General features: G+C 71.3%; 25 protein-coding genes. 12 read left to right on the forward strand and 13 right to left on the reverse strand.

Features of this window, described 5'->3' with window-relative positions; genetic code table 11:
- Positions 1-2 precede the first annotated feature (2 nt).
- Both ACGF3J_RS31620 and ACGF3J_RS31625 read right to left on the reverse strand, forming a co-directional pair.
- Positions 3-1,217 carry a macrolide family glycosyltransferase gene (locus ACGF3J_RS31620; protein ID WP_393855317.1) on the reverse strand — a complete coding sequence of 405 codons (1,215 nt, stop codon included), beginning with the start codon at positions 1,215-1,217 and terminating at the stop codon, positions 3-5.
- Positions 1,214-2,119 (reverse strand): patatin-like phospholipase family protein, encoded by a 906-nt coding sequence (locus ACGF3J_RS31625; RefSeq protein WP_393855318.1) that lies wholly within the window; start codon positions 2,117-2,119, stop codon positions 1,214-1,216. Before ACGF3J_RS31625 ends, ACGF3J_RS31620 begins: the two co-directional genes overlap by 4 nt.
- A gap of 365 nt (positions 2,120-2,484) precedes the next feature.
- On the opposite strand from ACGF3J_RS31625, the gene ACGF3J_RS31630 reads away from it, so the two are divergent.
- The 3 genes from ACGF3J_RS31630 (at position 2,485) to ACGF3J_RS31640 (ending at position 5,160) form a co-directional block, all read left to right on the forward strand.
- Entirely contained in the window at positions 2,485-3,381 is an 897-nt protein-coding gene (locus ACGF3J_RS31630) for an RNA polymerase sigma-70 factor (protein WP_393855319.1), read from the forward strand.
- Positions 3,382-3,667: 286 nt separating this feature from the next.
- Complete coding sequence (locus ACGF3J_RS31635) at positions 3,668-4,414, forward strand: SDR family oxidoreductase (protein ID WP_161331246.1); 747 nt, start codon at positions 3,668-3,670, stop codon at positions 4,412-4,414.
- Positions 4,415-4,581: 167 nt separating this feature from the next.
- Positions 4,582-5,160 carry a hypothetical protein gene (locus ACGF3J_RS31640; RefSeq protein WP_161331245.1) on the forward strand — a complete coding sequence of 193 codons (579 nt, stop codon included), beginning with the start codon at positions 4,582-4,584 and terminating at the stop codon, positions 5,158-5,160.
- A 128-nt stretch (positions 5,161-5,288) separates the two neighbouring features.
- Here ACGF3J_RS31640 and ACGF3J_RS31645 read toward each other — a convergent pair whose 3' ends face one another.
- Genes ACGF3J_RS31645 through ACGF3J_RS31655 form a run of 3 tightly spaced genes read right to left on the reverse strand, consistent with a single transcriptional unit; the run spans position 5,289 to position 8,150 of the window.
- Entirely contained in the window at positions 5,289-6,644 is a 1,356-nt protein-coding gene (locus ACGF3J_RS31645; protein WP_393855320.1) for a hypothetical protein, read from the reverse strand.
- Positions 6,641-7,315, reverse strand: coding sequence for a hypothetical protein (locus tag ACGF3J_RS31650; protein WP_393855321.1), 675 nt, complete (start codon positions 7,313-7,315; stop codon positions 6,641-6,643). Before ACGF3J_RS31650 ends, ACGF3J_RS31645 begins: the two co-directional genes overlap by 4 nt.
- Complete coding sequence (locus tag ACGF3J_RS31655; protein WP_393855322.1) at positions 7,299-8,150, reverse strand: hypothetical protein; 852 nt, start codon at positions 8,148-8,150, stop codon at positions 7,299-7,301. The genes ACGF3J_RS31650 and ACGF3J_RS31655 overlap by 17 nt, the downstream gene beginning before the upstream one ends.
- A 446-nt stretch (positions 8,151-8,596) precedes the next feature.
- Between ACGF3J_RS31655 and ACGF3J_RS31660 the strand changes: the two genes are divergently transcribed.
- Both ACGF3J_RS31660 and ACGF3J_RS31665 read left to right on the forward strand, forming a co-directional pair.
- Complete coding sequence (locus ACGF3J_RS31660; protein ID WP_393855323.1) at positions 8,597-9,820, forward strand: serine hydrolase domain-containing protein; 1,224 nt, start codon at positions 8,597-8,599, stop codon at positions 9,818-9,820.
- Between the two features lie 247 nt (positions 9,821-10,067).
- Positions 10,068-10,799, forward strand: coding sequence for an RNA polymerase subunit sigma (locus ACGF3J_RS31665; protein ID WP_393855324.1), 732 nt, complete (start codon positions 10,068-10,070; stop codon positions 10,797-10,799).
- Between the two features lie 107 nt (positions 10,800-10,906).
- On the opposite strand, the gene ACGF3J_RS31670 is transcribed toward ACGF3J_RS31665, so the two are convergent.
- Positions 10,907-11,803 carry an RNA polymerase sigma-70 factor gene (locus tag ACGF3J_RS31670; RefSeq protein ID WP_161327841.1) on the reverse strand — a complete coding sequence of 299 codons (897 nt, stop codon included), beginning with the start codon at positions 11,801-11,803 and terminating at the stop codon, positions 10,907-10,909.
- A gap of 129 nt (positions 11,804-11,932) precedes the next feature.
- Positions 11,933-12,310 carry a hypothetical protein gene (locus ACGF3J_RS31675; protein WP_393855325.1) on the reverse strand — a complete coding sequence of 126 codons (378 nt, stop codon included), beginning with the start codon at positions 12,308-12,310 and terminating at the stop codon, positions 11,933-11,935.
- A 579-nt stretch (positions 12,311-12,889) separates the two neighbouring features.
- Between ACGF3J_RS31675 and ACGF3J_RS31680 the strand changes: the two genes are divergently transcribed.
- From ACGF3J_RS31680 to ACGF3J_RS31700, 5 genes are all read left to right on the forward strand, one after another.
- On the forward strand, positions 12,890-13,609 hold the full coding sequence (locus ACGF3J_RS31680; RefSeq protein WP_393855326.1) for an alpha/beta fold hydrolase: 720 nt from the start codon (positions 12,890-12,892) through the stop codon (positions 13,607-13,609).
- A gap of 222 nt (positions 13,610-13,831) precedes the next feature.
- Positions 13,832-14,986, forward strand: a complete 1,155-nt coding sequence (locus tag ACGF3J_RS31685; protein WP_393855354.1) for an NAD(P)/FAD-dependent oxidoreductase — start codon at positions 13,832-13,834, stop codon at positions 14,984-14,986.
- 78 nt (positions 14,987-15,064) lie between these two features.
- Positions 15,065-15,961, forward strand: coding sequence for an RNA polymerase sigma-70 factor (locus ACGF3J_RS31690; RefSeq protein ID WP_393855327.1), 897 nt, complete (start codon positions 15,065-15,067; stop codon positions 15,959-15,961).
- 210 nt (positions 15,962-16,171) lie between these two features.
- A complete protein-coding gene (locus ACGF3J_RS31695; protein WP_393855328.1) occupies positions 16,172-16,339 on the forward strand; it encodes a hypothetical protein in 168 nt (55 codons plus the stop codon).
- A 358-nt stretch (positions 16,340-16,697) separates the two neighbouring features.
- Positions 16,698-18,086 carry a mercuric reductase gene (locus ACGF3J_RS31700; RefSeq protein ID WP_393855329.1) on the forward strand — a complete coding sequence of 463 codons (1,389 nt, stop codon included), beginning with the start codon at positions 16,698-16,700 and terminating at the stop codon, positions 18,084-18,086.
- A 265-nt stretch (positions 18,087-18,351) separates the two neighbouring features.
- Here ACGF3J_RS31700 and ACGF3J_RS31705 read toward each other — a convergent pair whose 3' ends face one another.
- Positions 18,352-18,726: a hypothetical protein gene (locus tag ACGF3J_RS31705; RefSeq protein ID WP_161327834.1), complete on the reverse strand. Its 375-nt coding sequence runs from the start codon at positions 18,724-18,726 to the stop codon at positions 18,352-18,354.
- Positions 18,727-19,003: 277 nt separating this feature from the next.
- On the opposite strand from ACGF3J_RS31705, the gene ACGF3J_RS31710 reads away from it, so the two are divergent.
- Positions 19,004-19,249 carry a hypothetical protein gene (locus ACGF3J_RS31710; RefSeq protein WP_393855330.1) on the forward strand — a complete coding sequence of 82 codons (246 nt, stop codon included), beginning with the start codon at positions 19,004-19,006 and terminating at the stop codon, positions 19,247-19,249.
- A gap of 72 nt (positions 19,250-19,321) precedes the next feature.
- Here the strand turns inward: ACGF3J_RS31710 and ACGF3J_RS31715 are convergent, their stop codons facing one another.
- Complete coding sequence (locus ACGF3J_RS31715) at positions 19,322-20,308, reverse strand: alpha/beta fold hydrolase (protein WP_393855331.1); 987 nt, start codon at positions 20,306-20,308, stop codon at positions 19,322-19,324.
- A gap of 246 nt (positions 20,309-20,554) precedes the next feature.
- Between ACGF3J_RS31715 and ACGF3J_RS31720 the strand changes: the two genes are divergently transcribed.
- A complete protein-coding gene (locus tag ACGF3J_RS31720) occupies positions 20,555-20,695 on the forward strand; it encodes a hypothetical protein (RefSeq protein ID WP_393855332.1) in 141 nt (46 codons plus the stop codon).
- 31 nt (positions 20,696-20,726) lie between these two features.
- Here the strand turns inward: ACGF3J_RS31720 and ACGF3J_RS31725 are convergent, their stop codons facing one another.
- The 4 genes from ACGF3J_RS31725 to ACGF3J_RS31740 all read right to left on the reverse strand — a co-directional run bounded on the left by ACGF3J_RS31725 (position 20,727) and on the right by ACGF3J_RS31740 (position 25,971).
- Complete coding sequence (locus ACGF3J_RS31725) at positions 20,727-22,043, reverse strand: glycoside hydrolase family 125 protein (protein ID WP_393855333.1); 1,317 nt, start codon at positions 22,041-22,043, stop codon at positions 20,727-20,729.
- Positions 22,044-22,154: 111 nt separating this feature from the next.
- A complete protein-coding gene (locus tag ACGF3J_RS31730; RefSeq protein ID WP_393855334.1) occupies positions 22,155-23,195 on the reverse strand; it encodes a LacI family DNA-binding transcriptional regulator in 1,041 nt (346 codons plus the stop codon).
- Positions 23,196-23,239: 44 nt separating this feature from the next.
- The gene (locus ACGF3J_RS31735) at positions 23,240-24,256 is read right to left on the reverse strand and encodes an ROK family protein (protein ID WP_393855335.1); all 1,017 of its coding nucleotides are present in this window, start codon (positions 24,254-24,256) and stop codon (positions 23,240-23,242) included.
- Entirely contained in the window at positions 24,253-25,971 is a 1,719-nt protein-coding gene (locus tag ACGF3J_RS31740) for a class I mannose-6-phosphate isomerase (RefSeq protein ID WP_393855336.1), read from the reverse strand. The genes ACGF3J_RS31735 and ACGF3J_RS31740 overlap by 4 nt, the downstream gene beginning before the upstream one ends.
- Between the last annotated feature and the right edge of the window lie 185 nt (positions 25,972-26,156).

The raw sequence follows: 26,156 nt of genomic DNA on the forward strand, positions 1-26,156 counted from the left end.
CGTCAGCCTTCCCGCGGATCGGCGGGAGCCGGGTGCGCGGCACCGGCGCGGCGCAGGTACCGCTCCAGTTCGTCGGCGGCACGCCGGTAGCCGCCCGCCTCACGCTGGGTGGCCCGCAGCCCGGACGTGGCGGCCAGGTAGCGGGAGTCCTCCAGGAGGCGTCGCGCGACCGCGCGCACGGAGCCCTCGGTGACGTTCTCGGTACGGATCGACAGTCCGGCCCCCAGCTCCACGACACGCCCGGCGACCATGGGCTGGTCGGCGCCCTGCGGGACGACCAGGAGCGGGACGCCCGCGAACATGGCCTCGTTGACGCTGTTCATGCCACCGTGGGTGACGAACAGCGCCGCGCGGTCCAGCACCTCCAACTGCGGCACGGAACGCCGGGCGAGCACGTTGTCGGGCAGGGCGCCCAGCGCGGCGGGGTCGGTCTGCCCGGTGGAGACCACCACGGTCCCGGCCAACGGGGACAGCGCGGTGGCGAACGTACGGAGCAGCCGCGGGTCGGCGTTGAAGACCGTGCCCAGTGAGGCGTAGAGCACCGGGTCCCGGAGGCGGTCGGACGGGAACGACGGGTCGTCCGGCCGGGCACCGATGCTCGGGCCCACGAACCGGTAGGACCGGTCGAACTCCTCCACGGCGGGCTGGAAGGCGCGGGAGGTGTACACGAGATTCAGCGGCTGCCGGATGTCCGCCAGGTCGAGCAGCGGCACGCCCGCCGAGGCGAAGCGGCGCCGCAGCGCCAGCCGCGCCCCCACGTAGCCCGCCAGGTTCCGCGGGCGGGCCGCGGCCCCGGCCAGCAGCTCCCGCGAGGCGCGCGTGGGGCTGGGCACATGACGGTTGTAGGCGAACGTGGTGAACGACGAGGCCGCCGGGACGCCGAGCGCATGCGCGGCGAGCGCACCCCACAGGCAGGCGCTGTCGTGGACGATCAGGTCGGGCCGGTCGTCGCGCAGGTCGGCGAGGACGGCGGGCAGCAGGTCCAGGGCGGCGCGCGCCAGCGACTCCATCAGCGTGATGGGCGACGGAGGGTCGGGAAGCGGCTGCTCCCCCGGGTAGGGACGCACGGTCGCGCCGGTCGCGGCGATCTCCTCCCGGAAGGCGGGGGAGGTGTGGTAGGTGACGGTGTGGCCGCGACGGACCAGTTCGGCCGCGACCGGCAGCGTCGGGTTGATGTGACCGTGCATGCCGATGTTGAGGAACGCGATGCTGCTCACAGGCCGGCTCCTTCGGGCGTGCGACGCGGTGCACACCGTGTCGTCGCGGACGCGGCGGCGTGATGCCCGGCCGCCGCGGCGGCCGGGGTGTCCTCGGCGCGGTACAGGCCCGGTCCGCCGACGCGGAGGTCGTCGAGAAAGCGGCCGGCCGTCGCAGAGGCCGCTTCGATGAGCCGCCTGCTGTGACGGAAGTCCCAGGGCGCGGGCCAGACTTCCGTCCCGGTGGGCACGACAACCGTCGGCAGCAGGCGGGACACCTCCGCCAGGTCCCGTTCGATCTGACGGTGTATCAGCAGCAGACCGGCCCGCGATGCGATGGCTACGGCCCGACGGGGCGGCGGGGTCGGCGGCGGCGGTGAACTCTCCGGGCCGGTCGGCACCACGACCACGCTGGCCGCACCGGCCCGCAGGGCGGCCAGGACCGGGACGTAGGCGATCACCCCGCCGTCCACGAGGGTGCGGCCCTCGCGCTCGACCGGGGGCAGGAGGCCGGGGACGGCCGCGGTCGCGAGAAGCGCGGTCGCGAGGTCACCGCGGTCGAGCAGCGCCGGAGCGCCGGAGACCAGGTCCATGGCGACCGCGGTGAACGGCACCGCCAGCTCCTCGATCCGCTCCGGCAGCCCGGCCCGGGCGATCAGGCGGCGCAGTCCCCGATCCGTGAAGATGCCGGACCGCGAGGCAGGGAAGCCCAGCTGGTACACGTCACGGCGGCGCAGTTGGGTCCACACGTGCTCCAGCCACGGCGCGGCCCGGTCGGGATGCGCCGCCGCGATGGCACCGTTCAGCGCGCCCACCGAGGTGCCGATGATCATGTCTGGACGGAATCCGCGTTGCTCCAGGGCGTGCCCGACGCCCACGTGAGCCGCTCCGAGCACGCCACCCGCGCCCACCACCACGGCCACGGGCCGGGGGAGGGCCGCCAGGCCGACCGGGCCCGAGCTTCTCGGGTCCCCCTCTCCGGAGCCGGTGCACGGAGATGGGGCCGACGGCCTCCGGCGGCGGGTCAGCATCATGGTCTACCTCTCTCACCCGTGGTGGCGTGGTATCGCTTCGCTGAGAACAGGACCGGACAGCAGGACGATCTGTGACAGCGGATGTCTCGCCGGACCCCGAGCGGTCCGGTGCTGAGGGTGATCCGGGCGTTCCGGCCGACCCCGAGAGAGCGCCGTCCGCGACCCCCTGACCGGCCCCTGACCGCCCCGGCTCCGCGCGGCGTCAGCACTGTGCCGGGCGTAGCATGGCCCGTAGCCCGGTCGAAGGGGGCACCATGCACGCAGGCCACGACCTCGGCTCGCTCGAGGAGGCGACGAGGCAGTTCATGGAGGCCCGTCCGAAGCTCTTCGGCATCGCGTACCGCGTGCTCGGCAGCGTCGTCGAGGCCGAGGACGTGGTGCAGGAAGCGTGGCTGAGGTGGCAGAAGGCCGACCACGCGGACGTTCTCGAACCGGCCGCCTTCCTGGCCACCGTGACCACCCGGCTCGCCATCAACACGGCACAGTCGGCCCGGGTGCGGCGTGAGGCCTATGTCGGTCCCTGGCTCCCCGAACCGGTCGACACCAGCGCGGACCCGCAGATGGGGGCGGAACGGGCGGAGGCCGTCGAGATGGCGGTGCTCCTCCTGCTGGAGCGGCTCAACCCGGTGGAGCGGGCCGCCTACGTTCTCAGGGAGGCCTTCGACTACCCCTACCGACAGGTCGCCTCGATCCTTGAGACGAGCGAGGGCAACGCGCGCCAGCTGGTGAGCCGGGCCCGCAAGCACCTCGCCACCGAACGCCGGGAGCAGGTGAGCCGCGGCGAACACCAGCGGTTGCTGGAGGTGTTCCTGACCGCGGCACAGTCCGGGGACCTGCGGACCCTGGAGCAGGTCCTCGCGGCGGACGTCGTCAGCTACGCCGACGGCGGAGGCATCCGGGGAGCGTCCAAAATCCCGGTGGTCGGGCGCCCGCACGTCTCCAAGTACCTCACCGCCTTCGCACCGCGTTTCTGGCCGGGGGCGCAGGTGGAGTGGGTCGAGGCGAACGACCGCCCGGCCGTGCTGGTCCACTCCGACGGGAGGGCGGTGGCCCTGCTGAGCATCGACGCGTCGGCCCAGGGCATCGACCGGCTGATGTGGGTGATGAGCCCGGACAAGTTGTCGTCCTACGCGGCGTCGTCGAGCGGCTGAACCGTCCCAGCGACGCGCACGCCGCGTTCGCCCATGGTGTCACGTCCCGTTCGCCACGGTGTCACGGACGGCCGCTCGGCCGGTTGTACGGGGAGACGGAGTACCTACCGGCCTGGAGATCCGGCGCACGCCGACCGTCGTCCCCTGTCACAGAGCCGGCCGCCGTTCGGTCCTTCCTGTTGAGGGATGCCGCCGGGGCGGGGCGACCTCCTTCCCGCCCCGCCCGCACCCGTACGAGAACAAGCCCTGAGACACCTTGAGAACAAGACCCGAGAGGACAGAAATCATGAAGGTCGTAGTCATCGGAGGCACCGGCCTCATCGGCTCCAAACTCGTCGCCAAGCTCCAGGAGCACGGCCACGAAGCCGTCCCCGCCGCGCCCAACACGGGCGTCAACACCCTGACGGGCGAGGGACTGCCCGAGGTGCTCCAGGGCGCCGACGTCGTGGTCGACGTCTCGAACTCCCCGTCCTTCGAGAAGGACGCCGTCATGGAGTTCTTCCGCACCTCGACCACCAATCTGCTGAAGGCCGAGGCGAACGCCGGAGTGACACACCATGTCGCCCTGTCCGTGGTGGGTACCGAGCGGCTGCCCGAAAGCGACTACTTCCGCGCCAAGGTGGCGCAGGAGGAGCTGATCAAGGACTCCGGCATCCCCTACTCCATCGTGCACGCGACGCAGTTCTTCGAGTTCATGAACGGCATCGCGGCGTCCTCGACGGACGGCGACACCGTGCGCCTCGCCCCGGTGATGGTCCAGCCCATCCTTGCCGACGAGGTGGCCGCCGCCGTGGGCCGCGCGGCCACCGGGCAGCCGCTCAACGGTGTGGCCGAGGTGGCGGGCCCCGAGGCCTTCCGGCTGGACGAGCTCCTGCGCGACACCCTCGCCGCCCAGAACGACCCTCGTACGGTGGTGACGGACCCGCACGCCCCGTACTTCGGCGCCGAACTCCAGGACACCACCCTCCTGCCCGGCCCCGACGCCCACATCGCCGAGACCCGGTACGCCGACTGGCTCGCCCGGCAGCAGTGACCCTTCCTCGCGGCGGGGTGGCCACCCTGGGGGAACAGGGAGGGCCACCCCGTTCGTGCTGTCTCCGGCCGCACAGGTCGGGGTCCTCTCTCGACGCCCGTCAGGGAAAACGTGGCCTCCGGCCGCAGCCTATGATGGCCGGGGAAAGTCGAGGATGAGAGGAACACATGGTCTCGGCAACCGGCGCCGCGCACAACATCGAGGTCACCGCTGAGAGCCTTCAGGAAGACCTCGCACGCCTCGAGCTGCAGAAGCAGTCCCTGGAGCGGGAGCTGGCGGCGGTCGTCGCCCATCTCGGCTCCGTCCAGCGGGCACTGAGCGCGCTGGACGTCCTGATGAGCGCCCCGTCGGCCCCCCTGCTCCCGTCCGGTGGGAGCGAGCCGGAACCTGCCGGGCGGGCCGCCGTCCAGAGCCCCGCCGAGCCCGCGCCGAAGGCTGCCGCGGACGCGGCACGAGCCCCGGGCGGCCGACGTCCCCAGGGACAGGTCACGAAGAGGAGGAGCCGGGCCTCCGGGACCGGATCCCAGCCCGACCAGCGGAGTTACGGCAGGCTGACCGAGCAGATCCTCGAGTACTTCGCCGGCGTCGGCGACAAGGACGTACGCGCCCGGGACGTCGCGGCCGCACTCGGCCGGGACACTGACAGCGGCAGCATCAACGCGGTCCGCAGCACACTCGACCGCCTCGTGGGCGCATCCCGCGTCCGCCGGTCCGGCCGGGGCCTGTACCGGGCCGAGCGGCCCTGAGACAGGTCGGCCGTGCCGGTCCGCGGAGACGGTGTCACACGGTCCACGCAACGATGTGAACATTGTGAAGGATGACGAGCCGGGACCGCACGCGTCCGCGCGGCGGCAGTCGCACGCCTGGCAGACGTTCAGCGTTCCGCGCCGGCCTCCGGACCCGCCGGACGGAGCACCGGGTCCCGTTCGACGGCACCGGTCGACGGCAGCAGTGCCACGGCGAGGGCGACGACGGGCAGCATGATCACGGCGGCCCGGGCTCTCCGCCCGAGTCCGTCGCCCGCCCGGCCCGGCCCACCGCCCCTGTCCCCGCTCCCCGCCCTTCCGCCACCCCACAGCCGCGACCAGCGCGGCACGAGCAGCGGCCAGAGGACGGCAAGCCCCACCAGGGCGGACCACAACGGGACCGTGAGGACATCCCGGTGAGCCAGGTCCAGGCTGCTGGCCGCGGCGGACGACCAGGGATCGCCCGCGAGCACCAGGGCCACCGTGGTGAAGCAGACGACCACCGCCGCGTGCACGAGCAGGGCCACCGGGCCGGCGAGGGCCAGCAGGGCGGGAATCAGTGACCCGTCGGCCCGCACGGCGCACCACCGGCGCAGACGGGACGGCGGATGGGTCAGGCCTCCCCGGGCCCGACCGCCGGCCGAGCCGATCTCGGCCAGCGCGTGCTCGACGGCACGGCGGCCGCAGACCGCCGCCGCGTGCCGGTCCGCCGCCAGCTCCGCGCACCACAGCGCGGCCACGGGCACCATGACCACGCTCGCCCGGGACAGAACGACCACGACCTGCGCCCACATCAGCGACGCCGTCGGCTCGTGCCGCCAGGCGAGCCACACCAGCGGGGCGGCCCCGAAGGCCAGAAAGACCACGGGCCAGGCCTGCACGGCCCGCGTGAACGGGCTGCCGAGACCCGCGATGAGGTGCTCGCCCGACCCCAGGTGTCCCGCTTCGTGCAGCAGCAGGGCCCTGGCCCGCGCGGGGTCCCGGCGCCACAGGGCGAGGAACCCCAGTGACACGGCGATCCGTCTCTCCCGCCAGCCCGCCGCGTAGACGCGCGCGGGAGGACCGCTGCCCCACAGGGAGACCATGACCGTGGCGCCCGGGGCGACGGCGGCGGCGAAGTCCCGCAGACCGCCCACCCCTTGGGGTGCTGCCGCGTCCGTGGAGCCGAGCGCCGTGAGCGGCACCAGGCGGTACCGCAGGCGCGTGTACCACCCCCGCAGGTGGGGGAGGGCCACGGCCACCAGTCCGGCGACCAGCACGAGGGACGGCATGAGCTGGCTGACCGTGGAGGCACGGAGCGCGGCGAACCCGGGGCTCGCGACGACCTCCGGGCCGTAGGCGCCCCCGTCCGTCCACAGGTCGCGGATCTGCTCCCGCCACCACACCACCCCCGAGGGCAGCTCCCACAGGTACATGCAGACCAGCAGCCACAGCCACGGGGGCGGCGGGAGGCGGGCGCCCCCGTGAGCCGTGGGTGCCGTCATCGTGAACGGCCCCGGGCGCCGGCGGAGCGCCGCAACCCGGGCACCCGGGCTGCCAGCCGGCGCAGACCGGTGCGTGGGACATCCGACGACCCCTCACCGGACGCGTCGTCCCGGCCCTCGCCCGCCAGGAGGTCCAAGAAGGCCCCGGCTCCCTCGTCCCGCCCCGCGTGGAGTGCCGCCACTGCCGAGGCGGCCGCCTGGTCCGCCACCGCGGGACCCATCCCGTGGGCCTGGAGGCGCCGGGACACCTCGGCCACCGCGCGGGCCAGCACCAGCAGTTCGTCGCCACCGGTCGCCGGCTCCGCCGGTGCCGCCCCGCCGGTCCCCTCCGCAGGAAGGGCGCCGTCGTGTCGCCGGCGAACGGCGAGCAGCAGGGTGGCCGTGGAGACGCCGTTGGCGACCACGGGCGAGCCCAGCGCGGACTTCAGCAGCTCGCACGAGGCCGCCAGCGCGTCCCACAGGGCGGGCAGGACGGCCGTGACCAGTTCGCCACCGCTGCCCGCCGTGACCGACGGGGCCCGACGCACGAGCGCCCGGCGCCCGCGGCCGCCCCGCGTGCAGGTGAGCGCCGTGTGCACGGCGAAGTCGGTCTCGTACGGTGCGGACGCCGAGGCGATGGCCGTGGCCCACGCCTCCAGCAGGGCGGGTGCGCCGTCATGACCATTCGACACGGAAGCTCCTCGTACCGTCGACCGTGGTGCCGCTGAGCGTGACGGACGCGGAGTCGTCGGTGATGCTGCCCTCGATCGTGGTGTCGGTGTTCATGCCGTACGGGAAGCTGGTGTAGGTGCCGCACTGGAACAGGGGCTTGGGCACGAAGAGCAGGTTCAGCGAGGCTCCCGCGGCCGCGGCCGTGTCGGTCAGCTGCCCGGAGAAGGAGCCGTCCCCGTCGTCGGACAGCGACCAGTAGGCGATCTCGACGGACTCCCCGTCGACGGTGTCGGTGCCGCTGTGCGCCGAGGTGACGCCGAAGGCACCGTCCGCGGTCTGGTCGTCGCTGGCCCAGGAGAGGTGGAAGGAGTTGCCCTCCGTGCCCACCGGGTCGTCGATGATCAGTGTGGCGGGCAGCGCGTAGGACCGGGAGTCGGCGGCGCAGCCCGGGTCGGCGAAGTCGACGGTGACCTGCGCGGTACCCGTCCATTCGCCGTGCGGCACGCCGGAGGAGTCTTCGAGGACGTCGTCGCCCTCGTCGTAGCCCTCCGTCCCGGGACCCGTCGCGGACGGATACTCGTCGGGTTCGCTCTCCTCCGTGTACGTCGGCTCGGCGGGTGTCGTATCGGACTCCAGCGGTGTGTCGGTGGCCGGCTCGGGGCTGGTCACGACGGTCGTGGGCGTACTGGTCGTGTCCGTCGCGGACTCGGCTCGGCCCGAGCCGTCACCGTCGCCGCACGCGGTGACCGCCGCGACCCCGACGAGGCAGCAGCTCAGTGCCGCGACGAAGCGCCGCGTCAGTGGACGTGGTCGGCCGGAGCCGTGCGTACGCGGCTCATCCCGGAGTTGTGTCATGTCGTCGTCCCCCCGGCGGTGCCCCCCGGCAGCCGCCTGCTCACCCGAACGGGCCCTTGCCAGCGGCGGATCCGTGCGCCCTGATCGACCGGCACATATGGCCGGAAAAGGGGGTGGACGTCCGCCGTAGTCCAGGACCATACGGGACGGGAACGTAGATCATGGAGAAAACGTGAAAATCGTGCGAACCGGCGAGTGGGGCGGGTCACTGGTACGGCCTCGCTCCCGGCGAGCACCACGTGCATCCCTCCCGGTACTCCCACCAACACCCGGGCTGTACGCCGACGTCGACCTGGTGTGACCCGGTCTGGGCTATCGTTCTGATCGCCCTGGAGATCACGTCCGTCGCGCGGACAGGAAGCGGCAACACGCTCCTGTACAGGCGGGATTCACAGTTCCTGAACGGAGTCCAGGGCCTCCGCCCGATCACACGTAGAGAGAATCGGATGCGCATCAGAAACACGAGCCTCGCGCTCGTAGGTTCCGCGATGGTGGCCGCCCTGGTCACCGCCTCGCCGGCCGTCGCGGACTCGACCCCCACTCTTCCCCAGCCCTCGCTCACCGGTGTCCTCGCCGTGCAGAAGCAGGCGATGGCCGCGGGGGCGCCCGGCGCCCTCACCCGGATCGACTCCGGCTCCGCGGTCTACCGGCTCTCCATGGGCAAGGCGGACCGGGCCGCCGGTACGCCCATGGACGCCGACCGCAGGTTCCGCGTCGGCAGCGTCAGCAAGAGCTTCACCACCGTCGTGCTGATGCAGCTCGTCGCCGAGGGCCGCATCGACCTGGACGCCCCGGCCAACGACTACCTGCCGCAGGCCCTGCCGGACGACCGCATCACCGTGCGGCATCTGCTGAGCCACCGCAGCGGGCTGTGGGACTACACGAACGACATGTTCTACCACACCGTTCCCGGCTTCGAAGCCGTACGGAACAAGGTGTTCACGTACCAGGAACTCATCGACCTCTCGACGGCGCACGCCCCCACCGGCGAGCCCGGGGCCGCCTACGGTTACTCCAACACCAACTTCGTGGTGCTGGGCCTGATGATCGAGCACACCACGGGTGTGCCGATGGCGACGCAGTACCAGCAGCGGATCTTCGAGCCGCTCGGCCTGAAGAACACCTCGTACGTCCACCCGCGGGCCACCCTCACCGGCTCCTACGCGCGCGGGTACGTACGCGACGACGACACCACGCTGCCGCTGGTGGACTCGACCGAGCAGACCGCCTCGTGGGCGCAGTCCGCCGGTGCCGTCATCTCGAACTCCTCGGATCTGAACCGCTTCTTCGCCGCGGTCGTCTCCGGCAAGCTGGTCGCTCCCGCGCAGCTGCGCGAGATGATGAGCATGGTCCCGGTCAACGCGGACCAGACCCAGTCCTACGGCCTCGGCCTGCGTGGGCGGAAGCTCACCTGCGGTGTCACCGTCTACGGTCACACCGGCACCGTCCAGGGCTACTACACCTACGCGTTCACGACGGCCGACGGCCGCCGCAGCATGTCGTCGATGGCGAACACCTCCAACAACGGCACGGTGAACACCATCCTCGGCGGCACCCTCGAGGCCGCCTTCTGCGGCACCGACCCGACGCGGACGACCGCCCTCAGCCGCTCCGCCTCCGCCGGCGGCGGCCACACCGAGGACATCGCTCCGCAGGTCGTACGTCGCTGACCCGACCCGGCGCGTGACCTCCGGGTCACGCGCCGGTACCTCCGCGGCGGGAGCAGGACGCCCGGGGCGCGCGCCATCGCCGCCGTAGCCGCCATCGCCGGATGAGCGGGCCGGGCGGTGTCACATCCGGTGCCGCTCCCCGGTCCAACTCACATACCGGGAGGACCGGAGGACACCGTGTGGTTCCACCATGGAAGCAGGGCGCGGCGTCCCCGTCGGCCGAAGGCTCATCGGGGGAGGAGGCACTGTGGAACAGGCTGGTGAGTCGGTGCCGATCGCGGAGCTGCTGGACGAGCGGCGGCATCTGCTGGAGGTGGCACGCTGCATGCTCGGCAGCCGGATCGAGGCCGAGGGAGTCGTCGACGAGGCGTACCGCCGCTGGTTCGGCCTGTCTGACCGGCAGCGGTCCCGGGTGGTGCCGAGGGTCTGGCTGACGCGGGCGGTGGGAGCCATCTGCCTGGGCCGGCCGGCCCAGCCCGGCAGGGACCCGGAGCCGCCGGACACGGTCGCGGGCATCGTCGGCCGCTCGGAGCCGGAGTGCACCGAGCCGGCCGACCGGGCCTGGCGCAGCCTGATGGCACAGGGCTCCCGGCCGACCTTGCCACACCGGCACGAGCAGATCGTGCGCTCGGTGCGGGGGGCGTGCGCCGAGGGCGACAGGGGCCGGCTGATGTCGCTCTTGGCCCCTGACGTCACGGCCTTCTTCGACGGAGGAGGCAAGGTACGCGCGCTGACGCGGCCGGTGGACGGCGCCGAACGGGTCGCCCGGAGCCTGCTGACGCTGTTCGCCAGGCACCCCCGCACCACCTTGCACACCCACTCCGTGAACGGGAGCACCGGCGTGGTCGCCCGCTACGACGACGAGGTGGCGGCCGTCATCACTTTCGACGTGACCGGAGCGCGCGTCGTCCTGGTGTGGGCCGTCCTCAATCCCGACAAGCTGCGGACCTGGAACCACCCCCGTCCCTCGGGCGCCTGAGACGTCTCACGGTGGGGCTCCCTTCTCCCGCGGCGCGTGGTGCGACGAGAAGCCGTCACCGTGGCGCCCTCCCGCCTCGGCCCGGCGGGGCGGGAGGACGCGCTGGATCAGTCGGCCAGGGACGCCACGTAAGGTGTCAGCTTGGCCGGGTTCATCACCCACATGATCCGGTCGATGCCCTCGGCGCAGACGTCGACGGACAGCAGCGCCGCGGGAGTTCCGGCCGCGAGCACCAGCACCGCGGGACGTCCGTTGGCCTCCACCCAGCGGGTCTCGGCCTGCGGCCAGAAACGGGGCGCGAAGGCTGCGAGGTACCGGGATACGTGCAGCCGCCCGACCACGGGGATCTTGGAGGCGCCCCTGATGCCGCCGCCGTCCGAGTAGCTGACGACGTCCGCGGTCAGAACGTCCTCGAGCACGGCCAGGTCACCGGTCCGCGCCGCGGAGAGGAACACCTCCAGCAGGCGCCGGTGGGTCGCGGGGTCGACACGTTCCCGGCGCTCGTCGGCCAGGTGCCGGCGTGCGCGGCTCACCAGCTGACGGGCGTTGGCCGTGCTCGTCTCCAGGATCTCGGCCACCCGGCCGTAGGGGTAGTCGAACGCCTCCCGCAGCACGTAGGCGGTCCGCTCCACGGCGTTCAGCTTCTCCAGGACGAGCAGGACGGCCATCTCGACGGCTTCGGCCCGTTCCGCGCCCAACTGCGGGTCCGCTGCGGTGTCCACGGGCTCGGGCAGCCACGGCCCGACGTAGGTCTCACGTCGCACCCGGGCGGACTGGGCGAGGTTGATCGCCAGCCTGGTGGTGACGGTGGTCAGGAAGGCACCTGGTTCGTGCACGGCGTCGCGGTCGGTGCTCTGCCACCGTACCCAGGTCTCCTGAAGGACGTCCTCGGCCTCGGCGGCACTGCCGAGGATGCGGTACGCGATACCGAAGAGTCGGGGCCGCAGACGGAGAAAGTCCTCCGTCGCCTGGCCGAGAGGGTCGGGGTGGGCGCCGGCGTGCATGGATCGTCCCTTCTCGCGTGGCACCGGCGATGTTACAAGTGGCCCTGAACGAACGTTGCAGCGGGCACACCATGTGGCAAGGCAGTGGCGCTCGGCTCCGCCGGCGGACCACAACAGTGTGACACTGTGCTACGTTCGGCGCAGTGCTCCGGAGACTCGGTGGACGGTACCCGAGGAGGATTCCGGAGCGCGTACGCACCCGCCCTCAGAGCCGAGCGGGTGAGCGCCCCGGGTGCCCTCGATCCCCCGTGAGCCGGCACCCGGGGCCGCGTACGTCCGCCACCCGGCCGGAGGCGCGAGTCGCGGCGCGTCGTCGGTGTCCTGCTGGCGCAGCCGGCCGAGTCTCGCGGAGGTCTCCCGGATCTGTGCGTCGACAGCGTCGAGCGCTTCGCGCAGGATGTGGGCACGTGTCTCCAGCAGAGCCGCCTGGGCGGCAAGGGACACGCCGACGGCGGCGGTGTCCGGGGCCTCGGGCGGACGGTGGGTCGTACGGGCACTGGACTGCACGAGCGTCACTTCCTTCTGGGCGGCGAGGACCCGAGCGGCGTCACTGGGCCCGTCACGGTATTGACCGGGCACCCGGGGGAGCTGTGACAGTGCCCGCCACGCCCGAATCGGTCGGTGTCTTCCTCGGCTTCCTCTTCCATCGCGTCCGCCCGCGTCGCGTCGCGGCCCCGCCACGATGTGACCGACCGGACGTCGACTCGCCTCGCACGTCGACGGCACACCGCTGCCGAAGCCAGCCGGCCCCGCCCAGCGGCGGCCCGCCGGGCAGCCGATTCCATGCCCGGTCGCCTGCACGCGTCACACATCGGCGCCATATGCGGTCATATCGGGTTAAGAACCGCAAAAACGCCACATGATCGGGAGGAAGCACTGTATGAGTGACGTCGATATCGAGCCCGCCGCGCGGGCGTTCGCGGAGGCGACGGCCGGCCCGCCCCTGCTGTACGTCCCGCCCCAGAGTCTTGGCACCGACTGATCCGTCGGCGCCCCGATACCCCGCACCCCCATGCTCCGTGCGCACGCACGAGGGGGCACCCTGCTCCACCTCTCCCCACTCCTATGAAGAAGAAGGTCATACCCATGCACGCACAGAAGCCGACCGTCGTTCTCGTCCACGGTGCCTTCGCGGACTCCTCCAGCTGGAACGGTGTCGTGGAGGAACTGCGGTCCGACGACCACACCGTGGTGGCGGCCGCCAACCCTCTGCGCGGGCTGACCGCGGACGCGGACTACGTCCGCCAGCTCGTGGCGTCCATCGACGGCCCGGTGGTCCTGGCCGGCCACTCCTACGGCGGCGCGGTCATCACCAACGCCGCCCGGGGACTCGACCATGTCAAGGCGCTCGTCTACGTCGCGGCCTTCATGCCGGATGAGGGCGAGAGCGCGCTCGAGCTGGCCGGCATGTTCCCGGGCAGCACCCTCGGTGAGGCGCTCCGCCCGGTCCCGGTCACGCTGCCGGACGGCAGCCGGGTCACGGACCTCTACATCCAGGCGGACAGGTTCCACCAGCAGTTCGCCGCCGACGTCCCCGAGGGTACGGCCGCGACGATGGCCGCCACCCAGAGGCCCGTCACCGACGCCGCGCTCGGTGAGAAGTCCGGCGCCCCGGCGTGGCGGGACGTTCCGTCGTGGGTCCTGGTGGCGACCGAGGACCGGAACATCCCGCCGCAGACGCAGGCCTTCATGGCCGAACGCGCGGAGGCCACCCTGGTCAGCGCGGCGGCCTCCCACGCGGTCGGCGTCTCGCGACCCGGCGACGTGGCACGGCTGATCGGCGAGGCCGCCCGGGCGACCGCGTGAGCGGTGGCCCCCGACGAGCCCGTCGGACGGCACGACCGGACGGCGGGCGAGTGGGACGGCGCGGGTGGCAGGGCAGGCCACCGGCCGGACAAGGGCCGTCGCAAGGGAAGAGAGCCCGCTTACGGGCACGTAGCCAATGTGCGCTACGTCGCATCCGGATCTTGTTATGCCTGCTGTCCGGCCGGTGTCTCCAGGGCGAGTGCACAACACGAGGGAGACATGATGAACGACAACGTAGACGTGGTCGTGGTCGGCGGTGGGTACGCAGGCGTGACGGCCGCCAATCGGCTGGCTCGGCATGACGGCGTCTCGGTGACCCTGGTCAATCCGCGGCCCGACTTCGTCTCGCGGATCCGCCTGCACCAATTGGTTGCAGGCTCCGATGACGCGATCGAGGACTTCGGTGATGTTCTTGGCCGGAACGTTCGCCTGATGGTTGACTCCGTGACCCGGATCGAGGCTGCCGAACGCCGGGTATCGCTCGCAGGAGGCGGCTCGGTCTCCTACGACTACCTGGTCTACGCGGTCGGCAGTGGTGCCGCCGATCCTGGTGTCGCCGGAGCGATGGAGTTCGCCCACTGGGTATCGGACCTGGAGGGCGCGCAACGGCTGAGGTCCACGCTGGCCGCGACCCCTCTCTCAGCGCCGGTGACGGTGGTCGGGTCCGGTCCGACCGGTCTGGAGACGGCCGCCGAGCTGGCAGAAGCGGGCCGTGACGTGACGATCGTTTGCGGCAACGTGCTCGGCCCGTCCCTGCACCCCCGAGTGCGCCGCCCGGTCGCCCGACGGCTCGCCAGGCTGGGGATCACCGTCCTCGAAGGCCCTCGGACGCAGGTGACGGAAGTGTCAGGCGATGGTGTGCGGCTCGACGACGGCCGAACTCTGCCCAGCGCGGTTACGGTCTGGACCGCGGGATTTCAGTTCCCGGATCTGGCTGCCCGCAGCGGGCTGCACACCGATGCTGAGGGCCGCTTGGTCACCGATGTCACGCTGACGAGTGTCGACGACGGGCGCATCGTCGCCGCCGGGGACGCAGGAGTGATGCCGGACCACCCCTTCCGGATGAGCTGCCAGGCTGCCGTGCAACTGGGCCCGGCGGCTGCCGAGACGATTCTGCGCCGCATCATGGGGAGGAAGCCCACACCCGTCCGCATGTTCTTCGCCGGGCAGTGCCTCAGTCTCGGTCGGGGCGAGGGCGTCACGCAGTTCTCCTACCCCAACGACAGGGTGAACGCGCTCAGCATCGGCGGCGGACCCGGCGCCGGCGTCAAGGAGATCGCCTGCCGCTTCACCCTCAACAAGTTGGTGTCCGGGGCGCGGAAGGCCAGTTCCCGCGCGCCACGTGCGGAGAACGTCGCGCGCGTCCAAGGACAGTAGCCGAATCAAGTGCGGGCCGGCGTCGTGCCATGAGCGCGCGACGCATCTGCCCGTGAGATCCAAGAAAGCGCAGCTCAGATGAACGATCCCGTCCACGATCACGCGACGGAAATCTTCGTCGCCCACCGCGACCTGCTGTTCACCGTCGCCTACGAAATGCTGGGTTCCGCGGCGGACGCCGAGGACGTTCTCCAGGAAGCCTGGCTGCGCTGGGTGAGGGTGGATCTGGGGCAGGTGCGTGACACGCGTGCCTACTTGGTACGCATCACGACACGGCAGGCACTCAACCGGCTGCGCACCCTCAAACGGCGCAAGGAGACCTACGTCGGCCCGTGGCTGCCGGAGCCTCTTCTGACCTCCCCCGATGTAGCTGAGAACACCGAGCTCTCCGAGCACCTGTCGCTGGCGCTCATGCTCGTCCTCGAAACGCTCTCACCCACCGAACGCGCCGTCTTCGTGCTGCACGAGGTTTTCGACTTCGGCTACGACGACATCGCGGCCGCGATCGGCAAGACTCCCACCGCAGCCCGTCAGATCGCCTACCGGGCCCGCCTGCACGTCGACGCTCGGCGTCCCCGGGCCACGGCATCCCCGAGGCAGGCGGAAGCGGCCCTCGACTCGTTCCGGACCGCGCTCGAGACGGGGGACCTTCAGGCGCTGCTCGACGTACTCGCTCCGGACGTCGTCTTCGTCAGCGATGGCGGCGGCCTTCGCCTGGCAGCCCTGCGACCGGTTGAGGGAGTCGACAACGTACTGCGCTACATGGCCGGCAGCCTTACCAAGGCCGGGGGCACATTCACCAGCGTGCCCACGACGGTCAACGGGAACCCCGGCCTCGTCCTGCGCCTGGACGGTGCGATCGACGGAGTACTCGCCCTTGCTGTGGAAGACGCCCGTGTGACCGGCCTCTACTACGTGCGCAATCCCGAGAAACTCACCCGCGTCGAGTCCGAGACGCCCCTCGCCTCCCGCTGACCGCCGCCCATCGTCTCTGCGGGTGTGGGTGCTTACGCTCCCAACGCCCGCGGACCCGTTCAACCAGGGCCTCGTCCGGGGCGTTGCTCATGCCCAGTTCGGCTGCTGCCCCGGGCGGTTTTGGCGTGAACGCCGCGGCTTCTACGATTCGCCGGTGGAACGTCGTGACCGTACGGGGCGCCGACCGGGATCGCCGGCGCCTTGGTGCGCGTGAACGAACGCGAGGTCGGAGTGCGCCATCTGCCGGCAGTCGAGGATGGCCGCGGACACCAACTCCTCACCCAGAGCGAACACCTCCTGCCCGCCACCCGCGACAGAACCCGCGGCATCTTCCTCACCCACCAGGCCGCCGGCCACCTCACCCACCACGACATCTAGCCCGCCGCCCACGCCCTCGAACTCACTCGCCGCACCCACGCGCGGATGGCCGGCTACCGGTAGAGCGACCGCCCCGAACCCTCCCAGGCTCGTGCCACGCGGGCCCCGCCGGGAGCACCCAGCAGGCCAGCGAATCACGGCGTGCGATACGCGCCGACGCGCGAGGGACACCCGCGCCCGTCCCTCTACCGCCACCTCGTGACGCCCAGCCTGACCTACGTGGCCAGGAAGGGACCTGGGCATCTTGGGAGCTGAATTCCCGCAGTCCCGCAGCCCGTGGGTGATCAACCGGCCGCCGATGTCCTTCGAGCCGCTACGCGCGTGTGCGAGTGCGAGTGCAGAGGCTTACGTTTGAGGTATGGCGGGTGAGAGCTACGACGTGATCGTGATCGGGACAAGCCAAGGCGGCCGATTCCTCCCGATCGATCTGGCGAAGGCGGGCAAGAGCGTGGCCCTCGTCGAGCGGGACCACGTCGGTGGGGTCTGTGTGAACACCGGGTGCACTCCGACCAAGACGATGGTGGCCAGTGCGCGTGTTGCTCATCTGGCGCGCCGCGCCTCGGAGTACGGCGTGCGGACCGGTCCGGTGTCGGTGGACCTCGCGGCTGTGCGGGAGCGTAAGCGCGGAATGGTCGCCGGCGCGCGGGAGAACTACGTCAGCCGCCTGGCGCAGGACGGACTTGAGCTGATCGAAGGGGAAGCCAAGTTCACCGGCCCCAAGACGGTCGAGGTCGCCATGAAGGACGGCGGGACGCGGACGCTTGGCGCGCCCGTGATCATTGTCGACGCAGGCGCCAGGTCCAGGCCGCTGGCACTGGACGGTGCACGAGACGTACCCGTTCTGGACTCCACGTCGATCATGGAACTCGATGAGTGCCCCGAGCATCTCATTGTCCTCGGCGGGGGCTACATCGGCTTGGAGTTCGGACAGATGTTCCGGAGGTTCGGCAGCGAGGTCACGATCGTCCAGGCCCGCTCCCGCCTGATGATGCCAGAGGACGACGACGTCTCCGACACGGTTGCCGGCATCCTGCGCGATGAGGGGATCACCATCCTGACCTCGGCCACGCCGGAGCGGGTCGAAGACGCCGGCGAGGGGAGGCTGCGCCTGTTGCTTCGCACGGCGGAGGGCGAGCGATGGATCGAGGGGTCCCACCTGCTGTCGGCCATCGGGCGCGTCCCCAACACGGAGGCACTCGCGCCTGCCGCCGCCGGTATCCGCCTGGACGACAGGGGCTTCATCGAAGTCGACGAGTACCTGGAAACCTCCGTACCGGGCGTCTACGCCATGGGCGACATCAAAGGCGGACCAGCCTTCACCCACCTTTCGTACGACGACTACCGCATCCTCCACACCAACCTGCTCACCCATAAGAAGGCGAGCACTCGGGACAGGATCGTCCCTTACACCGTGTTCATCGACCCGCAGTTCGGCCGCGTCGGCATGTCCGAGCGCCAGGCCAGGGAACAGAACCGCGCAGTGCGCATCGCCAAACTGCCCATGAGTGCGGTCATCCGGGCCATCGAGGCCGGGGAGACCCGCGGCTTCATGAAAGCCGTCGTCGACGCCGACACCCACCAGATCCTCGGCGCCGCCGTACTGGGCGCGGAAGGCGGCGAGATCATGTCCATCATCCAGGTCGCCATGTTGGGCAAGCTCTCGTCCAGCGACATGGCGAACACCATCTTCACCCACCCGCTGCTCGCGGAGGGCCTCAACAGTCTCTTCAGCACGCTCAACGACTAAGAGGTCGCTTCAGAAGGGCGGGTCGTCCGCGCAGCCTTGGGCGTGCACCTGCCTGTCCGTGTCGTACTGGAAGAAAGCACTGCGTGCACGCAGCCCCCGTCCGACGGAAGTCCCGCGTGTTGCGGGGCTTTGACGGTGGCCACCAGTGCGTACTGAGCGAAAAGGTCGCTCTGCCGGATGTCTCTGGCAGACATTTTCAAGGGGATCGAGCGGGACAGCGACGTGGCCTGACGCCCCACGTCGCTTCAGCCGGCCGGGCACTCGATCAGGCGTTGATCACCCGCTGAAAGATCTCGGAGAACTCGCCGTTCTCGATCAGTCCGGCGATCACGGTGGTCATGTTGTCGATGCCGGGATCCCTGACGATCAGACCGTCCGAAACCCAGAAGTACCGGCCCCCGAGGGCCTCGTCGGTCCCTGCCCAGAGCCTCATCAGACGCTCGACTTCCACGACGGTGAACACAGTCGCAGTCCAACGAGACCCATTCTTCAGAGTCACGAAGACGTCGACGTTGCAGACCTCGTCCAAGTCCTCGCCGTCACTTGGCAGGAACGACGCGTCGAAGTCCTCCATGCGGATCCGATACCAGGGCTTGTCCCACCCTCGCTCGATCGCTTCAAATGAAGTGCTACAGCTCACCGCGCGAGTGTCCCTGGTCGGAGCATCCATCTCAACCGAGATCCTCTGTCGCACTGCTGACCGCGGTCAATGCTGGGGATATTCGTCTGCACGCGGCCGGGGAGAAATGTCCGTACGCCGACAGCGTGTGGATCTTGGTCGTCGGTAACCGCAGGCCGCGTCCTGCGGTCAGCCGGCCCTTGCTCCGGTCTCAGGCAGCAGGTCCAAGTCCGACCAGGGCCCGGCGACGTGGCTGACGTCGGCCGCCGAGGTGCAATGCCGCTATATCGCCGAGTCGGTGGGTACCAAGCTGCGCTGGAGTCTGTCGGCGGATGAGGCCGAAGCGGCGGTTGTCCGCGAGGTCGCGGCAGGATGCCCCGGACAGTTCCGTGCCCGGGGCACCGCCAAGCCGTTCGCCCCAGCCTGGGTCGATCTTCGGGTCGGCAGTGGTGTGGGTGGCGACTGGCGGGATGGTGTGGTGCCGCAGCGCCAGCACGGCTTTGACCGCCCCGATGGCACCGGTGGGCCCCGAGTGAATGACTGAAAGTCTCCTGGGGTGCCGTGACCGGTGGCGGATGAACCGATCCGGCGCGTGAACTGTCCGGCGGTGCGGTGCTCAGGTGCTCTGGGTGGAGCGGCGCGCACGCAGGAGGAGGGTGGTGCCCCCGGCGAGGGTCAGCAGGGAGACACCTGCAAGGGCGAGCGCCGGGGTCGAGGCGCCGGTCTTGGCGAGGCTGGGGCGGGCGTCGTCGGCGGCCTGGAGGATCAGTCGGGTGACGTCGCCGGGGTTGGTCTCCATGACGGCGTGCGGGGCGTCCACCTCAACCGTGGTGGAACCAGCGCGCTTTGCCATGAAGCGCAGGTTGTCGGTCCCGATGGTGCGGTCGTCCGTTGCCACCAGGTACCAGGAGGGAATTGTCTTCCAGGCGGCGGCCTTGGAGGGCTCCGCGCCGGTGACGGGGGTCGCAGGGCGCTGGGAGGCGGCCAGGGCGTTGGCACGGCTCTCATCGAGCCGGTTGCTCAGGAAGACGTCGCTGTACTTTTCGGGCTTGATGTACAGGTCCACGTCGGTGGGGCCGCTGCCGATCGGGACGGCATTGAGTGCGGTGGGCACAGGGGCCTTGGGGTCGTCCGTGAGGCGGCTGCCGGGGTATTTGGCGGCCAGTTGCAGCGTGCCTTCTCCCTTGTCAGGGGCGAACGCTGCGATGTAGACGAGGGACTTGACGTTGGGATTGCCGGCTGCGGCGTTGGTGATCACCGCGCCGCCGTATGAGTGGCCGACCAGGACGATGGGGCCCTTGATGGTCTTGATCCGGGCGGCAAGGTAGTCCGAGTCGCCCGACAGGCTCCGCAGCGGGTTGGCGGTGGCGACGACCGGGTACCCCTGGGCCTGCAGGCTTTCGGTGACCTCGTTCCAGCCCGAGGCGTCTGCCCAGGCTCCGTGTACCAGCACAACCGTCGGCATTCCGCTCTTGTGCGACGCCGTGGTGTCGCCGCCGCTCTCGGAGGCCCCTGAGGGGCCGGCGGCTATAAGGGCGGTCGCGGGAAGAATCACCGCGAGCGGAAGGATGCGTCGGGGACGGGCGTGCGCTATTCGCTTCATGTCCACTCTTCCCGGGGAACGGAGTCTGATTGCTGATGACACTGCCTTTCGGGGCGTTGTCCAGCACCGCCGAGCGGTCCGGACGGGTGACGGGGGTGTGGCGGGCGAGTGGATCACACGTGCAAAGGGTGGATGTCACCGCGAGCGGGTGGACGGCTCCGGGGCGAGTGTGATCTGCGGGGCCCGATGGACGACGGCCGGCGGACGTCGAGCCGGCCGATGGCTGAGCGGTTGCCGGATAGGAGCATGCAGGCCCTGCAGCAGTTCGAGTGGACTGCGGTCGGCGTGTGGCCCCGGCCGCACGAGGTCCTCCTCGCGAAGCTGCGCGGCGCGAACGTCGTGGGCTTCTCCCGAGCGGTGGTCGACGGTCCCGTGTCCGGGCATTGAGCGGGGATTCGAGACGGGACGAAGTTCTGTCTCAGAGGGTCGTAGGAGTGCACCACAGCGGGCGGGTGCCGAGGCCGGTGACGTCCAGGGCGAGTTCGGCGTACATCGCGTTCGCCCACGAGAACCAGGGGCGGGTGAAGCGGCGGGGGTCGTCCTTGTGGAACGACTCGTGCATCTGGCCCGTGCCCGCGTCGGTCGTCACGAGCGTGCGCAGAGCCGTCAGGCGCTCGTGCTCGCCGCCGGTCAGGCCCTGCACGGCAATGGCGATCGGCCAGATGTGCTCGTCGGGTGTGTGCGGGCTGCCGATGCCCTCGGCGGCGGTGCCCCGGTGCCAGGTGGGGTTGGCCGGGGAGAGTAGGAACCGTCGTGTGGCGAGGTAGAGCGGGTCCGTGACGGGAACGTTCGCGATCAGGGGCAGCGAGAGCAGTCCGGGCATGTTGGCGTCGTCCATCAGCAGCGCGTTGCCGTGGCCGTCCACCTCGTACGCGTAGATCGTGCCGAACTCGGAGTGCTCCACGGTGCCGTGCCGCGAGGTGGCTTCCCGCAGCTCCGCTGCGAGGTGGGCTGCGTTCTCGGCCAGCTCCATGTCACGGGCGGGGCGGGCCAGTTCGGCGACGGCGTCGAGGGCGGCGGCGGCGCACAGGTTCGCGGGGACGTTGTACCCGTAGGCGCAGGCGTCGTCACTGGGCCGGAAGCCGCTCCACGTCATGCCGGTCCGGGCGACGGGCGTGCCCTGGCCCGCGTTCGGCAGTGTGTCGCTCGGTGAGCCGCCCTCGCGGCGGAAGCGGTACGTGGAGAGGCGTTCGTGGTCCTGCTCCGTGCGCCACAGCGCGATGACCGTGCGCGCGGTCCGCAGGGTGTCCGGGACGTGGTCCGTCCGCCCCGTCGCCACCGAGAAGCGGTGGGCCAGCAGGAGGGGGAGCGCGAGAGAGTCGACCTCGTACTTCTCCTCCCACACCCAGGGGTCCTCGCACAGGTCCGCCGGGTCGTGGGCCTGGCCGGACGGTCCGGCGTTGAAGGCGTTGGCGTACGGATCGCGGGCGATCTGGGCGAACTGGCGGCGCAGCACGGCGAGTACCAGTTCCTGAAGGCCGTCGTCGTCGCGCAGCAGGGCCAGGTAAGGCATCAGCTGCGTGGTGGAGTCGCGCAACCACATGGCGGGGATGTCGCCGGTCACGACGAACGCTGTGCCATCGGGCATCGGCCGGACCGTGCGGGCCAGGGTGTCGTCCAGGCAGCGCGTCAGCATCCGGCCGAAGCGCGGATCACCGAGGTCGTCGAGTCGTCGGACCGCCTCCCGCACGGTGGGGTGGTCCTTGACGCTGGTGGGGAAGCTGAGGGAGCCCATGGGTCGGCCTTTCGGCGATCGGCTGGAGGTGCGTCTCGCATCGGCTGCGGGTGCGTCCCGCAACGTGGGAGTGGGTCCGGCGCCGGCGGGTGCGTGGTGGGGACGCGGGTGTCAGGTGCCGGCCGACGGGCGGTCGGGCCCGTTCCCGGTGGCGGCTCCGTGGCGGACCACGTGGGTGGGGACGGTGACGCGGCGGGAGGCCCGCGGCGCCGCGTCATCCTGTTCCAGGCGGTCGATCAGCAGACGTGCGGCCTGGCGGCCGATCTCGTCGGCGTCGTAGGAGACGAGGGTCAGTGGCAGCCCGAGGACGTCGGACAGGTCGAAGTCGTCGAAGCCGGCGACGGGCAGGGTGGTCCCGGCCTTGTACAGGGCCCGGATGGCGCCCTGACTGATGCGGTTGTTGGTGCAGAAGAGCGCGGTGGGGCCATCGACCCGCTCGAGCAGGTCCAGGGTGGCCCGCTCCGCGGCCGCGGAGTCGACCAGGCCCTGGCAGATCAGGGAGTGGTCCGGCTCGGTGCCGACCTCCTCGTGCGCCGCCCAGAACCCGCGCAGGCGCTCGGCACCGGTGTAGAGCGCCGGCGGGTTGCCGAGGAAGGCGACGCGGGTGTGTCCGTCGGCCAGGAGGCAGGCGGTGGCCTCGCGCGCGCCGTGGAAGTCCTCGACCAGCACGCAGTCCGTGTCCAGACCGGCGGGCGGCCGGGCGGCGAAGACGACCGGGACGTGCCGCATGGCCGCGGCCAGGTGCTGCTGCCGGCTGCCCGCCGGTACGACGATCAGCCCTTCGACCTGGTGGTCGACGAGTCCGTCGATGAGTTCGGGTTCCCGGTCGGCCTCCTCGCCCGAGTTGCTGAGCAGCATGCGGAAGCCGTACTCCGTCGCCACCTCCTGGACGCCGAGCGCGAGGCGCGAGTAGAAGGGGTTGGCGAGGTTGGTGACGACGAGACCGATCATGCCGCTGCCGCCGAGGCGGAGACTCCGGGCGGTCTGATTGCGGCGGTAGCCGAGCCGGTCGACCGCCGCGAAGACCCGCTGGCGGGTCGCTTCCGACACGCCCGGGTCGTTCTTGAGTACGCGTGAGACGGTCATGGCGCTGACCTGCGCGAGCTTGCCGACGTCGTGCATCGTCGGCCCGCTGCCCCGGCGAGCGGTCATGCTCCTGCCCCCTTCTCTGCCCGTCTGCGTCTCGGCCCCGGCCCTCATGGGGCGTCCCCTGCCTCACGCGCCCAGTGGGCGGCGCCGAGCAAGGGGGCCTCCTCGGGCCGCCGGGCCGGCAGCACGGGTACGCGCCGTCCACCGGCCGAGGCCAGCCCCGCGGTGAGCGAGGGGTGGATCAGATCCCACGACCGGGCCACGGAGCCACCGATGATCACCGCGGTCGCCTCGAAGCGGTCGGTCCAGGGAGCCAGGGCCCTGCCGAGTGCGTCGAAAGCGTAGCGGAAGGCTTCGCCGGCGGCGGCCTCCCCCTTCCCGGCGCGTGCGGCTATCTCCCGGACGTCGGGCAGGAGTACGTCGTCCGCGCCGGAACCGGTGGCGAGGCGGGTGGGCACCTCCGCGCCGCCCTCCGCGAACACCCCCACGCCCCCTTCCCCGACCGCGGCCGTCCCGCGGAGCGCGGCGTAGTGGGCGCGGAGGCCGCTGCGCGACACCGTGTCCTCCAGGGGCCGGCCGTGCACGGTCAGTCGGTGCACGTGGCCGCTCGGCGGCACCACGGGGCCGGAGTGGACGGGACGGCCGCAGGACAGGAACGAGGACCCCACCCCCGTGCCCAGAGTCAGGCAGACGACGCGATCGTGGCCCGCGGCGGCACCGGAACGGTACTCGCCGATGGCGAACGCGTCGGCGTCATTGAGGAAGCACAGGCGCTCCGCCCGGCCGGCCAGGCGTGCGCGCAGTCCGGCGCCGACGTCGACGCCGGACAGGGACTCGAACTTGCCCATCCCCGCGAAGCGGCCGACGCCGGTGGCGTAGTCGAAGGGACCCGGCATCGCCACACCCCAGCGTGGGCCGTGCCCGGCGGGCAGCGCCAGGGCCGCCGCGGCGACGGCGTCGAGGACCACGTCGGCCTCCGCGTCCGAGCGCAGGGGCGTGCGGACCATCGACGAGGGGAGCACGCGGCTCGCGGCGAGGTCCACCAGCGCGGCGGTGACGTGCGTACCGCCGATGTCGAGCACCGGGACCGGCAGCGGGGCCCGGCCGGTGGGGGACCCGGTCACGGCTCCACCACCAGCGCCTTGACGATCCGCACCTCGGTGTCGCCCAGGGCGCGGACGCGGTAAGGGCCGACCGCGGCGGGGACGGTGAGCGTCTCGGCGAAGGCGAGCGGGTGCGTACGGCCGTCCGCCGTCTCGACGACGGCGCCCTCGCCCGCGGCCAGGTTGAGGATGTGGAAGCGGCCCGCGGTGTCGTCGGGGATCGCGGAACCCGGTTCCACGACGAGCCGGTGCACCGCGTAGAACATCTCGGGCAGGGCGCCGACGACCTCCTCGCGCCAGCCGTCCCCGGCGCGCAGCGTGCGCGGCTGCTGGACGAGATCCTTGACGACGTCCTCCCCGCGCCGGCCCGTGTCCAGGTTGGCGAACCCGTGATCGTAGGGCAGTGGACGGGACGCACCCGCGGCGTCCTTGCGCAGCCAGTCGTAGAGCCGCAGGGAGTAGAGGTACGGGGTGGCGCTCACCTCCAGGACCAGGTTGCCCGCGCCGGAGGCATGCGGTGTGCCCGCCGGGATCATGAAGAGCTGGCCCACCGTCGCAGGGTGGGACTGGACGTGGTCCTCGACGGGCACCGGGCCGCCGTTCTCGACGGAGTCCTCCACCTGGCGCCGCAGGGTGTCGACGTCGGCCCCCTCGGTGAGGCCGAGGAGCACCCGGGCGCCGTCCTCGCTCGCGGTGACGTAGTACGTCTCGTGCTGGGTGTACGGCCAGCCGAACACGTCCCGCATGTACTGCTCGCGCGGGTGGAGGTGCAGGGACAGGCTGCCCCCGCCCACCGTGTCCAGGTAGTCGAACCGGATCGGGAAGGAGGTGCCGAACCGGCGGTGCACGTCCGCGCCGAGCAGGTCCACGGGGTGGGTGACGCACAGAAGCTGGAAGGGGACCTCGACCTGCGGTCCGCCCCGCTCGCCGACCAGTACGCCCGCCTCGGGCGCGATCAGCTCGTAACCGAGGGCCGTGTTGCCGGCCTGCGGGGTGAAGCCGAGTTCGCTTGCCGCCCACCGGCCGCCCCACGGGGTGGAGTTGAAGTACGGGCGGGTGCGCACCGGGCCCCGGGCCAGGTGGGCAAGGGTGGCGCGCAGGGCCGCACCGTCCAGTGCGGCCGGGGCGGCCGGATCCTGGACGTCGATCCATCGGTCGATCCGTTCGGCGATCGCGTCGCGGTGCCGGTCCAGCACGGGCCAGTCGGTGTAGAACAGGCGCACCAGGTCACCGGGTGCGGCGGGGCGGCCCAGATTGACGCCGACCGGCAGCTCGCCCTTCGACACCGCCGCCTCGGCGTACCGCTTGGGCAGGTCCGCGTACCAGAGCAGGTCCGGCTCGCACAGCGAGGCGCCCGGCCCGTACGCCACGACCACCGTGTCTTCGCCGGGGCGCTCGGGCCGCGGAGGGGAGTCGAAAAGGTCCTGGACCCGGGCCTGGGACAGCGGGGTGAAGAACGGGTCGTCGTCGGGAACGGGCCGGGCCGCCAGCCGCTCGGCGGCGGCCGGCCCGTAGTGGGCGCGCACGTCGACCAGGTCCGCCTCGCGGCCCGCGGCGCGAACCGCCTCGGCGAGGCCGTCGGCCAGCGCGGCCCAGTCCAGGGCCGCGGGACCGTCGACGGCCAGGACGAGCGGGCCCGGCGGCAGGCCGACGGCCAGGGCGGGCCAGCCGGTGACGACCTCGCCGGCGACCGGCTCGTAGCTGGGGAGGGGGTCGTACGAACGAGACGCGGGCACAGCTGCTCCTTACTCGGCTCCACGATGCTCGTTAACGATAACAGTGCATGGCTGAAGGAGTCCATGCCCGTTCCGCGGGCTCTCGGCTACACCTTCATGCGCTTGAACTGCATGTTTGCTCCGTCCCGCGATGAAGCTGGATTTTCTTCGAGTCGAAGCCTTGCTGTGGCCGGAATGGTGTCGTT

This window comes from Streptomyces sp. NPDC048171 (assembly GCF_043202655.1).
GTDB lineage: Bacteria > Actinomycetota > Actinomycetes > Streptomycetales > Streptomycetaceae > Streptomyces.